9 protein-coding genes are annotated in these 13,596 nt (G+C 47.5%); 7 read left to right on the top strand and 2 right to left on the bottom strand.

What is annotated here, in order from left to right; translation table 11 throughout:
* Positions 1-94: 94 nt before the first annotated feature.
* On the bottom strand, positions 95-2,707 hold the full coding sequence (locus tag L5462_RS04405) for a DNA-directed RNA polymerase subunit A' (protein ID WP_237779606.1): 2,613 nt from the start codon (positions 2,705-2,707) through the stop codon (positions 95-97).
* Positions 2,708-2,925: 218 nt separating this feature from the next.
* Between L5462_RS04405 and L5462_RS04400 the strand changes: the two genes are divergently transcribed.
* From L5462_RS04400 to L5462_RS04370, 7 genes are all read left to right on the top strand, one after another.
* Positions 2,926-3,621, top strand: coding sequence for a DUF169 domain-containing protein (locus tag L5462_RS04400; RefSeq protein ID WP_237779605.1), 696 nt, complete (start codon positions 2,926-2,928; stop codon positions 3,619-3,621).
* A 24-nt stretch (positions 3,622-3,645) separates the two neighbouring features.
* Positions 3,646-5,328 (top strand): PAS domain S-box protein, encoded by a 1,683-nt coding sequence (locus L5462_RS04395; RefSeq protein ID WP_237779604.1) that lies wholly within the window; start codon positions 3,646-3,648, stop codon positions 5,326-5,328.
* Between the two features lie 232 nt (positions 5,329-5,560).
* Complete coding sequence (locus L5462_RS04390; protein WP_237779603.1) at positions 5,561-5,974, top strand: nucleotidyltransferase domain-containing protein; 414 nt, start codon at positions 5,561-5,563, stop codon at positions 5,972-5,974.
* Positions 5,967-6,404: a DUF86 domain-containing protein gene (locus L5462_RS04385; RefSeq protein WP_237779602.1), complete on the top strand. Its 438-nt coding sequence runs from the start codon at positions 5,967-5,969 to the stop codon at positions 6,402-6,404. Before L5462_RS04390 ends, L5462_RS04385 begins: the two co-directional genes overlap by 8 nt.
* Before the next feature lie 201 nt (positions 6,405-6,605).
* Positions 6,606-7,475: a nuclease-related domain-containing protein gene (locus L5462_RS04380; RefSeq protein WP_237779601.1), complete on the top strand. Its 870-nt coding sequence runs from the start codon at positions 6,606-6,608 to the stop codon at positions 7,473-7,475.
* 179 nt (positions 7,476-7,654) lie between these two features.
* A complete protein-coding gene (locus L5462_RS04375; protein ID WP_237780017.1) occupies positions 7,655-8,467 on the top strand; it encodes a DUF368 domain-containing protein in 813 nt (270 codons plus the stop codon).
* Positions 8,468-8,600: 133 nt separating this feature from the next.
* A complete protein-coding gene (locus L5462_RS04370) occupies positions 8,601-9,842 on the top strand; it encodes a putative PEP-binding protein (protein WP_237779600.1) in 1,242 nt (413 codons plus the stop codon).
* 28 nt (positions 9,843-9,870) lie between these two features.
* On the opposite strand, the gene L5462_RS04365 is transcribed toward L5462_RS04370, so the two are convergent.
* Positions 9,871-13,482 carry a PAS domain S-box protein gene (locus L5462_RS04365; RefSeq protein ID WP_237779599.1) on the bottom strand — a complete coding sequence of 1,204 codons (3,612 nt, stop codon included), beginning with the start codon at positions 13,480-13,482 and terminating at the stop codon, positions 9,871-9,873.
* Positions 13,483-13,596 lie beyond the last annotated feature (114 nt).

Genomic DNA, 13,596 nt, shown 5'->3' with positions numbered 1-13,596 from the left:
GGTCATCCATAAAAGTTTCATATTTCAATCTTACTTGAGGTCCTCAGTAAAAAACATCTTTTTGCCCACTTTCTTTTAATGACTGAGGAATCATCTAACTAAACTTCGATTTAGAAGAGATTCTTATTTCCTCTACTAAGCTGTCAAGGTCCACGATCTTTCCGTAGTCGCTCTTGGCAGGGTCAACGCCGTCCTCACCGAATCTTGTCTGTATTATAAATCCCCTGTTGTCAACGACCTTTCCGTCCTCGTTGACTCTGAGGTCCTGGAGGGCGTTTACAAGACGCCTCTGCATGTAACCACTATGGGAAGAGCGGATTTCTTTATTAACAAGGCCTTCCCTTCCACCTATAGCGTGGAAGAAGAATTCTATGGGGTCGAGGCCTTTCATGTAGCTTGAGTGTATGAATCCACGGGACTTTGCACTGATTTCTCCCTTCCTAAAGTGTGGAAGTGTTCTCTTATTGTATCCTCTGCTTATTCGGCCACCCCTCACTGACTGCTGCCCCAGAAAGGCTGATATCTGTGTGAGGTTGATCATGGAGCACTTAATACCGGTTCTGGTCATTATGAATGCATGATTCCAGTCCATTGCCAGGCAGTTTTCCACTATTTTTTCGGAGGTTTCCCTTGCATTCCAAAGGATGTCCATTATCTCTATCTCCAAGGTCGCCTCAGGGCTTTTATCAGGCAGAAGTTCAAGCGTTCCGTTTTCATATGCATCAACGATCTGGTCAATTCTTGACTCTGCTATTCTGAGCTCTTCAGTTATCATATCTTCAGCATTCTCTGCAATCTCAAAATCCCTGATGCTTACTGTGAATCCTGTTTTCATCAGGAATGTTAGTGCCACCCTCATTGAGGATTCCAAAAATTCTCCTGCCTTTTTTGCACCGTATTCTCTTATTATCTTATTAAGCAATTTACCTGAAAATGCACCGCAAGCGTCTTTATCAATTACTCCAGCCTTAAGCTCTCCATTTCTTATTATAACATAAGCATCATATTCACATTCCTCTTCAAGACATTCCTTGCATTTTTTGCATGAGTCTACCTTGAAGGTCATGTTAAGGTCATTGGGAAGTATAAGGCTGAATATTTCTTTCCCAGTCCATTTCCTACCCTCTCTGGATGGTAATGGTATTCCAGCCCTTTTTAGTAGCTGGAGTGCATCCTCTTCATCAAATTCCGCATTTTTTGTCAGCAGATATAAACCTGAAGTATGATCATTTATAGAACCTATGATAGGGCCGCCAAACCTTGGTGACAGAAAATGCTCCTGGACGATCATGAGTGTCCTGGCATCTCCTATTGATTCTTGAGTTTGGAGTACATGCATGTTCATCTCGTCCCCGTCGAAGTCTGCGTTGTATGGGGGGCAGACGCACGGGTTCAGACGGAAGGTCTTGTAGGGGAGGACGCGGACCTCATGAGCCATCATGGACATCCTGTGGAGTGATGGCTGACGGTTGAACAGGACTATGTCACCATCCTTGAGGTGCCTTTCAACAATGTAACCTGGTTTCAGGTTCCCAGTAATAATTTTTCTGTTCTTGGTGGAGATCCTTATCTTGCGGCCGTCTGGCCTTATGACGTAGTTGGCTCCTGGGTGTACGTCGGGCCCATTTTCTATGTACTCCCTTATGCGGTCTATGTTCCATTCTGTAACGTAGACTGGTACTGTGACCTCTCTGGCTATGATCTCAGGGACTCCCACCTCGTTTATGCTTATGTTGGGGTCCGGTGAGATGACGGTACGGGCAGAGAAGTTAACCCTCTTACCTGAGAGGTTGCTCCTGAACCGCCCCTCCTTACCCTTGAGCCTCTGGGCAAGTGTCTTAAGGGGTCTGCCGGAGCGGTGTGGTGCAGGTGGGACACCGGAGGCCTCGTTGTCGAAGTAGGTTGTCACGTGGTACTGTAGGAGTTCCCAGAGGTCCTCTAAGATCAGTTGGGGGGCCCCTGCCTCCATGTTCTCCTTGAGGCGCTGGTTTATCCTGAGGATGTCCACGAGTTTGTGGGTCAGGTCGTCCTCTGATCTTTCACCGGTTTCAAGTGTTATTGATGGCCTCACAGTTACAGGTGGAACAGGGAGGACTGTGAGGACCATCCATTCAGGCCTTGCAACCTCAGGGTTGACTCCAAGGATGAGGGCGTCGTCGTCGGTTATCCTCTCAAGCCTTTCCCTAACCTCGCTGGGTGTTAACTTGTAGTCACCCTCAACGATGGAGACTGGTTTATCGAGTTTTATATCGCCTTGTTCCTCTTCACAATGGGGGCACTCCTCACGTCTGGCCTCTGCGTATATCTCCTTTATTATGGGTGTGAGGCTCTCCTCCTTCTCCATCGCCTCGAGTATTCGCTGTCTGTACTCTTCAATCTCCACCTCTGTGAGCAGGACCCTGCCGCATTTCCAGCAGATTGACCTGAGGATCTTGTGTATTGTATCCGCGAATCCCACGTGTATAACGGGTCTTGCCAGGTTTATGCTTCCAAAGTGTCCGGGGCACTCACCACCCTTGGCCCCGCATGTCCTGCACCTGAGGCTGGGGTCTATGACACCAAGCCTCGGGTCCATGAGTCCGTTCTCGATGGGGTACCCGTCCTCATCATAGGTGTCCGGTGTCACCACCTGGGTAACGGACATCTTCCTTATATCCTCAGGGGACATGAGACCAAAATTTATCCGGGAAATTTTCTTTAATGCCATATTACCCCTAGTTAATTACTGATGTTTATTTCACATTAAACATGTAACTGAAGGTCTAGGATAATGATTTATCTAAAATTATAAATCAAATAGTGACATTTAAGTTTTTATATTTGATATCCATTCAAAAACTTTAAAAGGTCTGAATTTGATTTGACTTGTAATTTTTTGGTAAAACTAATAAAAACAGTCATGATATAGATAAATGTGGTGTTATCATGAATCACATTGAACTGGGGGAGAAACTGAAGGAACTCTTAAAACTTGAATATGAACCTGTGGCCATAAAATGGTCCGTCAGGGAGCCAGCAGACATTGAAAGGGAGAAGGGTAAATCAAGGTTCTGTGAAAAACTCGTGAAGGCCATGAATGGGGAGGTCTTCTATGCGACCAGGGATGAGGAGGAGTGCATGGGGGGTGCTAGGTACACTGGTCTGAGGGATCCATCGGAGTTTCCTGCTAACATGCGAAGCGGCGCTTTCCTTGTGCCCATGGGGGTCTACAGGAACATACAGGCTGTGCAGCGCTCATGGAGGGGTAACCTGAACATTGAACCTGGGGTCTTCAGCTCCATTATCTTCGCCCCCCTTAAACTTGCTGAATATGAGCCAGACGTCATATTCATCCTCTGCAATGCCAGGCAGGCAATGGAGGTCCTCCATGCCAACGCCTATGACTCAGGTTCACATGGCCTCGGGGCCGACTCAGGACCCATATGCAGTTCAATGGCAGCACTCCCATACCTCACAGGGAAGGTGACCTATGGGTTCGGTGATGTGGGCTCAAGGAGGTGCATGGGCCTTGGGGATGATGATGTCATGGTGAGCATCCCTGGAGGTGACCTGCAGCGCATCGTCTCGAACCTTGAGGAGATGAGGACCAAAAAGCTATTCAGGGGTGATGATGAAACATAAATTACTACTCAAGGGCTGAGGTGAATGTTCAGGATTCTTCTCGTGAAGGATGGAGATGGTGCCCCTGACTTAGAGGAAAAACTGAGGAGCAAGGGTTTCAGGGTGGATGTGGCCAAAAGTCTTAAAGATGCCAGGAAAACTGAGCCCGACCTGGTCCTCATATATACAACCCCCCAGAGGGTGGGTGATTGGGGTCCTGGAAACATGGGGATCCCCCTAATGTACCTCATAGACTTTGAAGAGGAAGGGAATCTTGTGTTAACCTGTCCATATGGCTGCATTGAGAAGCCTGTGGATGATGATGACCTTAAAAGCTGCATTGATTTTGTCCTGAAGAGGATCATCCTTGAGGAGGAGCGCTACAGGAAACTCTTCGAGTACATCGATAGCTGTGTGGCTGTCTATGAGGCGGTGGATGATGGTGGGGATTTCGTAATCAGGGATTTCAACCGTGCAGCTGAACGTGTTGAGGGTGTGAAGAGGGAGGATATACTGGGAAGGAGGGTGACTGATGTCTTTCCGGGAGTGGATGATTTCGGGCTTCTTGAGGTTCTAAGGAGAGTATACAGGACCGGGAGGGCAGAACACTTCCCCCTCGGCTTTTACACTGATGAAAGGATAAGTGGCTGGAGGGAGAACTTTGTATACCGTCTGCCATCAGGTGAGGTGGTGGCGGTTTACAGGGACCTGACAGAACGTAAGAAGCTTGAGGATGAGCTTAAGGAGAAGGAGCGTTTATACAGGAGCATATTCGAGAATACGGGTTCTGCGACAACCATAGTTGATGAGGACACCACCATATTGATGGTTAACAGGGAATTTGAGAGGCTCAGCGGCTACTCCAGGGAGGAAATAGAGGGTAAGAAGAGCTGGAGGGAATTTTTAGCTGATGAGGATCTCAAAAGAATGGAAGGCTATCACAATCTCTGGATGAAGGACCCTGAACTTGTACCGAGAAGTTATAATTTCAGGTTCCGTGACCGCCATGGTAATGTAAGGTACATAAGGATGACTGCGGATCCTATCCCCGGAACCACCATGATTGTGGCTTCACTCGTTGATGTCACGGATATCCGGGAGGCTGAAGAGGAGATCCTCAGGTCCCTCAGGGAGAAGGAGGTGCTTCTGCGGGAGATACACCACCGGGTCAAGAACAACCTTCAGATAATATCAAGCCTCCTGAACCTTCAGCTTTCAAGGTTAGGGGATGAAGAAATCAGGAAAATGGTCAGGGAGAGTCAGGGGCGGATAAAGGCCATGGCCATGATACATGAACACCTTTACCGGTCAGAGTCAATGGAGAGGGTCAATTTCAGGGAATACGTGGAGAAACTGGTTGGGGACATAATCATATCCCATGGGGGAAGTGTCAGGAAAAACCTTGAGATTGAGGACATGGAACTTGACCTGGACACTGCCATACCACTCGGGCTCATAATAAATGAACTTGTAACCAACAGCATCAAGTATGCATTCCCTGATGGACGGGGCACCATAACCATAGGAATGAGGAAGGCCGACGGTTCAATAGAACTGGTGGTGGCAGATGATGGGGTGGGTCTGCCGGAGGATACTGACCCCTCAAGTACCGATACACTTGGACTTAAACTTGTGAGTCTCCTCACCAAACAGCTGAACGGTAAGATGACACTGGATGTGGATGGTGGCACGAAGTTCAGTATTGTTTTCAGGAACGTGGATAAATAGGCTTAACCATACGTTCGTAATAGTGACGTTTAACGAAGATAAATTGTGATGATGAAATCCCCTTGAACTCCAGATCCATCTTAATGTGCTATGTGATGAAAACAAAATGCCCCTCAAAACCCCCAGATTCATCGCCACATATACCTCAGACGATACACATACCTGCATTTCGCACTGAATCTGTACCCACCTGAAACATTATTAAATGAAATATGACATAATATGAAGCGTCATGAGAGAACTCCAGAAAAAGCTTGGAAATTATTTTAAGGATAAGGATGAGGTCAGGCTGGCATACCTCTTTGGTTCGGTTGCAGATGAGAAAGAGGGGCCCCTCAGTGACATAGACATAGGGGTGCTGCTTGACGATAAACTTGACAGGACAGCAAGGGCGAGACTGAAACTCAGGATGATATCAGAACTCACATCCATTCTAGGCTCCGACAGGATAGACCTTGTGATAATGAACGACGCATCACCCCAACTGAACTACGAGATAATAAAGGCACGAAAACCACTCACTGAAAACCCTGCACTGAAGGTGGACTTCGAGCAGAGGATACTCTCAGATTACCTTGACAGGAGATACTACGACAGGAGATGGCTCAGGAATTACCTGAAAAGGAGAAGATTGAAAAATGAATGAAACTGAGAGAATAATTGAGCGGATAAAAACCATGACATCCTATGTTGATTTCCTCCAGGAGCACAGGGTATCAGAGAGGGAACTCCTGGATGATTATATCCTGCGATCCGCCATAGAAAGAAATCTCCAGCTTGCAATCGAATCAGCCCTTGATATTGGAGAGATGGTGATCTCAATGGAGGACCTTGAGAAGCCAGAAACCTACAGGGACGTTATAGAAATCCTTGAAAAACATGACATACTCCCCTCTGATTTTGCAGAAAGGTTCTCTGAAGCTGCGGGTCTTAGAGACATCCTCGTCCACATGTACACAGATGTTGACCCGTCAATCATAGCCGAGGTCCTCAATAAAAGACTTCATGACTTTGAATTCTATTCCGAATCCATTTTAAGGTTCCTTAAGGATAAATACTCCGATGAATTCAGATAATGGGCAAAAATGAACTGGTTTTAATTGATTCCACCTCACAGCTTGTTAGATGATCACATCAATCTTGAAGGGTATTGATTGCCACACTGTTTATCATGCACTGACAGTATTGTCATAAGCACACAAAACAGCACACATGGAAAAGAATATAATCACCTCCCCCCTATAACTAGGAAAGGGAAATCTCTTTCAAGTGATATCATGGCCTATCTCATATGCGAGAAATGTAACCACTACTGGCAGATCAAGAGGGAGGAGGAATTCTGGGCATTCCACATATGTGAAGAGTGCGGTTTACCACTCCTCTACGTTAAAGACTTCAATGAATACCGTAAAATCACCAAAAATGTCCCTGAATCCAGCGTTAACTCCCAAACCTACAGGAAGTCCGATAACTACTGGAGGTTCTGGAGGGGCGGGCGCCTGATCTTCACTGCGGGGGCACTGATGACCGCTGCGGGAATATTACTTACAGTCACAAGCATGGCATGGGGCATCACAATCGTACTTCTGGGAATCATCCTCATGGTCCTCTCGGTACCACTGACCAGGGCCAGGGAAGGGAGGGGTATAGACTGGAGAAAGGGACATGAGGGTGAACTCATAATAACGAACTGCCTCAGACGCCTCCCTGAAGGTTACCACATCCTGAACGACATCCAGCTCCCGGGGGCATACGGGAACATGGACCACGTGGTTGTGGGGCCAACCGGGGTCTACATGATAGAGACAAAGTCCTATTCAGGGAACTACATCGTGAAGGGTGACCGGTGGTTCCTTAACGATGAACTCAGAAAGGAGGAGGTCCAGTCACCGTCCATCCAGGCAAAGGGGAATGCCGCAGCCCTCAAGGAATTCCTTGAATCCAGGGATATCTATGTCTCATGGGTTAATGCGGTGGTTGCATTCCTCAGCGAATCCTGCACCATCATGGAGGAGGATGAGCACTGCAGGATCCTGAAGCCCTGCCAGGTCCCGGAGCATATAATGGGGAGTCGCCTCATGCTGGGTGAGAGCAAGGTGAAAAGAATAGTGGATGCCCTGAGAAAACATGCCTCAGAGGTCTGGTAGGTACATTTATGAGGGTAATTAGAATTCGCATCAATTCTCCACCAATGCAGGTCTGTTAAGGTACATTTATAAGGTGGCTGGTTATAAATATCTTCTTCAATTCATTATCATGGAGGATTCAAATGGGTTACTATGACAGACTCAGGGGGTTCCTGGCAATATTCCTCAGGGGACTCTTCATGGGAAGCGCAGATGTGATGCCCGGTGTTTCGGGCGGGACAATCGCACTCATAACAGGTATCTACGAGAGGCTAGTTCATGCGATAAGTAAGATAAGGTTCGGATTCATAAAGCCCCTCCTCATGGGAGACCTTGATGGTGCCCGGAAGTCCCTGAGGGACGAGGTTGACTTTGAACTCTTCGTACCCCTCCTTGCAGGTATAGCCTGTGCGATTCTCACACTATCAAAGGTTATACTCTTCTTCATAACCACCTACGTGGCATTCACCTACGCATTCTTCTCAGGCCTCATACTCGCCTCTGCATATGTGGTCTACCAGAAGATAGATGGTTTTTCACTCAAAAACCTGGCATCAGGTGCTCTTGGCCTCATATTCGCCTACCTCTTCGTGGGCCTCAACCCGATACAGGCAAATCACACACTCCCTGTTGTCTTCATATCCGGGTTCGTGGCCATATGTGCAATGATACTCCCGGGTATCTCAGGCGCATTTCTCCTTCTCCTGCTGAACCAGTATGAGTACATGCTGGGGGTCCTGAACCGTCTGGCCATCGTTGAGATATTCACATTCCTTGCAGGGGCGGCTATTGGTATAATGAGCTTCTCAAGGGTTCTGGATTATCTGCTGAGGAACCATGAGGCAGTTACCATGTCCTTTCTTGTGGGCCTCATGATAGGAACACTGAGGCTCCCCTACAACAAGATAGCCATGGTGGATACCACATCCATCATAATATCCCTGGTGATTGGTATAATCGGATTTGCCCTTGTCATGATACTTGAGAGCAGATTCGACTACATAGACTACTGAAATTTAATTTTTCTTTTATCCTGATCAAGGAATAGCAAAATTTATTTCCTTTTACTGGAATGTTTAAACTGGACGGAGTTATGGTGCAGATTGAGCATACTATTTTTAACATGATTAAACATATATAGATCACATGCAGATCCTGAGGGGTGTGGGTGCCGGTGCCGGAAGGCGAAGCGGCAGGGTGCGTATAATAAGGAACCTTGAGGATGCGTGCAGCCTTGAATGGGGAGAGGTGGCTGTCTTCAAAAAGATAGCCAGGGATATGCTGCCTGAAATCAAAAGGGCCGCCGCTGTTATAGCAGATTACGGTGGACTCACGAGCCACGCCGCAATAACACTCAGGGAACTTGGAATACCCTGCGTACTTGGAACAGAGGCAGCCACAAGAGTTCTCAGGGAGGGCATGGTAGTCACGGTGGATGGTAAAACCGGGAACATCTACAGGGGCGTCATGGACTGGGCGTCCAGGGATGATGTGATTGGCGTCCATGAGACAGCCACAAGGGTCATGGTGAACCTGAATTTCCCCTGGCTCGCAGCAAGGGTCGCTGACTTTGCGGATGGTGTTGGCTCTGTAAGGATAGAGAACATGGTCATAGAGACAGGAAAACACCCCTACCTGCTTTTGAAGGAAGGTAAACTCTCCAGGGTTCTTGAAAGGGGTCTTGAGGAGATACTTGAAGCATTCCACCCGAAACCTGTATGCTTCAGGACATTTGACATTCCGACAGATGAACTCACACACCTCCGCGGATCCATGGAACCCCATGAGAGGAACCCCTTCCTGGGTATGAGGGCTATAAAAAGGGATCTCAGGGATACTGAGGTTTTGAAAGCAGAATTTGAGGCATTGAGGAATCTCCTGGATTCTGGATACAGTAACCTTGAGCTGAAGTTCCCCTTCATAAGGGACATCCCTGAATATGTCCAGGCAGTTGAAATCCTCGATGAATCAGGCATAAGACCCCACAGGGACCTCAGGGTGGGCGCGTCCATTGAAACACCATCCATTGCTCTACAGATAGATGAACTCCTTGATGAAGGCGTGGATTTTGTCTCACTCGGCCTCAGTGACCTCACCATGTGCAGCCTTGCAGCTGACAGGAGGAGCACCCGTGTTGCAGGTATCTTCAATCTATCACACCCTGCAGTCCTGGGAATGGTTGAGGAGGTGGTTGGTGCGTGCCATGAAAGGGGTGTGGAGGTCTATGCTGCTGGATACGCTGCAACAAATTATGTTCTGGTGAGGAAACTCGTTGAGATGGGTGTCGATGCTGTATCAACAAGCCCTGATAAGGTCCTCAGGATGAGGTCATTCATTGCAAAGGTGGAGGACTCACTGATACTGAGAGGCATGGGAAGAAACAGTTAAAGTGCTAATACTCAGCAAAAGCATGTGATTATGAGCCGCGATCAATAAGTGGGAAGGTTATCCTGAAGCAGGCCCCATCACGGTTTCCGTATTCTAGTTCGCCATCGATCTGCCTTACGAGGTTTGCCACAAGCTGCATTCCAAGGGATTTGAGTTCCTCTATGTTGAAGTCCGCTGGAAGGCCCCTGCCATTATCAGATATCTCAAGGAAACAGCTATCACCGGTTTTTCTGACTGATACACTTATTTTACCCCTATCCCCTGTGAATGCATGTTTCACTGAATTTGAGATTATCTCATTTGTTATGAGGCCAATGGGGATGCATCTTTCCATCTCCACCATTATATCATCGTATTCAAATTCGAGTTCTATGAATATTCTTTCGTTTGACTGGAGTGTGACCATCTCATCTGCAAGTGTTTTGAGGTATTCCCCAAGGTTTATGCTGGATATGGCCTTTGACTGGTATATCTTTTCATGGGCGACCGCCATCGTCCTCACCCGCAGCTGGCTCTCCCTGAGGATATCCAGGATTTCAGGGTTATCTGTGTAGGCTGACTGAAGTGAGAGGAGGCTTGCAACTATCTGTAGGTTGTTCTTGACACGGTGGTGTATCTCCCGCAGAAGCACCTCCTTTTCATAGAGGGACTCTATGATCTGCCTGTGCATCATTATCCTCTGAATTCCATCAGAGATCTCAGCTCCAAGTACCTCAAGGAATTCAGTTTTTTCCTGGATTTTATCTGCCTCTAAACCCAGTTTAAGGATTCCCTTAACCTCAGCATCGATTATTATGGGTATTTCAGCTGAATTTTCATCCAGTTGAGGTTCACGGGAATCAGGAAGGTCTTCAGGGGCATCCATTCCCCTCTCTATGCGCAGGTCGGGTTCAATGTAGGCTGCAGCTGACCTGAATTCTGGGCAGCGTATGATGGCATCAAGAACCCGTTCCATGAAGATACCCGGGGCATCTGTCTCTGCAGATTTAAGTATAATATTTATTAGCCTCAGATGATTCTGATGTTCCATCATTCTCTTCCTGTAGGCCAGCTGCCTCACTGCCAGGAGATAATACTGTGATAGGTGTTTAACCGCCCTCAGGTCTGATTTATGGAAATTCTCACCCATGAGGATGATCTCAGATTTCATGTCCCCGGATGATGCACTGAAACGTATGGTGTCCCCTGATGCTGAGATTCCATCATCTGAAATCGCCTCAATTTCCTCATTACTGAGCCCCCCTGATACAAGAAGTTCTCTTCTGTTTTTAAGCCTTATGGCGCCCTTCTCTGCACCTGTAACCTGGCATGCCGCATCAAGGATGTACTCTGTGAATTCCCCTATGCTCTCAGCGGAAACCGCATGGGGGTATATCTCACTTAGAACCATCCTGACCCTGAGTTCATCCCTCAGCTTGTGCTGGGACATTTTGAGTTTTGTTATGTCATTGAAGCTCAGCACCACCTCGTCTGAACCTGGAATATCACCCCTGTGGACTATCATCTGGAGAATCCTATCACCAGCTTTCATCCTGAGGAGTGCCCTGCATTTATCCTGGATTCCGTGGAGTTTCTCAAGGTCCTCCTCCTGGATGATATCGGCCATGTTGATTCCCTCTGATTTCCCGAAGATCTCTGTGAAAACCCTGTTTGTCCTCAGAATATTGAATTCCCTGTCTGTAACTGCGGTAGGTGTGGCCCTGTTTTCGAATATCGTCCTGTAACTTTCCCGTGATTTCTCAAGTTTCTTCTTGGTCTCAATGTAATCTGTAACATCCCGCAGTATCTCCACAGCACCCATGACCTCCTCATGTTCATCGTATATTGGGGATGCCTTGATCTGGAAGTGTCTTCCCATGTGCCCCACATAGACCTCGGCGTAGATTGAATTTCCATCCCTTCTGATGTTCCTGTACCTTTCAGGGAGATCCTCGGGTTTTAAAATGAATTCAAGAAGTCCCGGGGTTCTTTTACCGTAAAATGGAATTGCGTATGCCCTGTCACCCTCACCCATTATCTCGTCCTTCCTTACACCTGTGAGCTTTTCCATCTCCCTGTTCCAGGCTATAACCCTTCCATCGGTGTCAATTGCGAATGTGGGGTCTGGTATTGACTCAAGGAGGTCCCTGAATTTTCTGTGCTCAGTTCTAAGCTTTTTATGAGCCCTGTAGAGGGCTGTCATGTCCCTGACTATGCCCATCACAAGGTCCCCTGACCTGCTGAGGGTCACCCTTGTGGGGAAAACCTCACCTGTGATTTTCCTGTGGAGCCAGTCGAATTCACACCTTTCACCTGACATTACCCTTTCAATAATGGCCCGGGCCAATTCTGAGGACTTTCCATCATTCTGGTACTCAGGTGAGAGTTCCCAGGGGGTTTTACCCTTTATGTCGTCCGTCTCTCCCCTGAAGAGTTCCAGGGCGGTTCTGTTACATTCAATTATTTTCTCGCCCTTCACAAGGAATATGGCGTCCCCGGCATTCTCGAAGATTTCACGGTACCTTGATGAGATGGAATCAAGTTTACTTTCTGAGCTGATTCTCCTGAGGGTCTCTGATGTGCTTGAGGCAATTTCCCTAAGGAATTTCATCTCCGCATCATCAATTTTCCTCCTCGCTGAAACCACCAGGTAGAGTGGGTTTTTGCAGTTCTCCAGCTGGATGACCGCGGTTGATCCCTTCTTCCCGGTGTGGATGCCTTCTCTCAGAGTGACATCTGGCACTGGACCCTCACCTTCAGTAACACCGTCAGGTGTCCTGAATGATGCATGTGAGTATCCCCCATCAACCAGGAGTTTGCATATGCCTTCCATGAGTTCAGACGGATCGGTTGAAACCGCCGCCTTAAGGTTAATTCTGCTTAGAAGCTCCAGACATCTGTTTGTCTTTCTAAGACGCCTCTCAACCATCTTCTGCCCTGTCACATCACGGAACATGCAGAAGCCACCCCTGAACTGGGATGACTCAATTATGGGGTGACCTGAGAGGATCATCCATTTCGTGGTACCATCAGTTACCCTGAAGCGGATCTCATGCTCCCCTGATACGCCCTTACGGCAGGAATCAAAGATACGCTCCATTGTTTTCCTGTCCCCAGGGTGTATAAAATCAAATATACTTTTTCCTGTAATATCCCCGCGTCTGCATGATAAAAGGTCAGCCATCCTCTTATTGCAGTACTGTATGATTCCGTCTGAGCTGAATATACAGACTCCCTCACCTGTTGTATCCAGTATCTGCTGGTACCTTCTGTTGGCATGGGAGAGGAGCTTCTGCATCTTGTTCTTGTAGATGGCGAGTTCAAGGGCGTATGCAAGCTCCCTTGAATTGAAGGGTTTCAGGAGATAGGCGTCCGGCTCAACCTCGGATGCCCTCTCAAATGTCTTCCGGCTTGAATATGCTGTGAGGAACACCACTGGGACATCAAGAACCCTTTTTATGGCGCTTGCTGCCCTGACTCCATCAACCTCCGACTGGAGGACTATGTCCATGAGGATGATATCGGGTTTCATCCTGAGAGCGGTTTCAATGGCTTCCTCCCCGCTACTCACAGAAACCGCATCATAGCCCCATGCTTCAAGAAGCCTTACAAGTTCAAGTGCGGTTACTGCCTCATCCTCAACGACAAGGGCAGATGGCATGTATATATGTATTGCATTTCTTGGTATATTAAACCTTTTATGTTAAACAAAAATGAGAAGATACATTAATGAACTTCTGACTCCCCTCCAGATAATAATGAAGCTGTTTACGAA

The organism is Methanothermobacter sp. K4, from assembly GCF_022014235.1.
GTDB lineage: Archaea > Methanobacteriota > Methanobacteria > Methanobacteriales > Methanothermobacteraceae > Methanothermobacter.
Note: the sequence above shows the minus strand (reverse complement) of the source record. Positions and strands in the feature narration are given on the sequence as shown.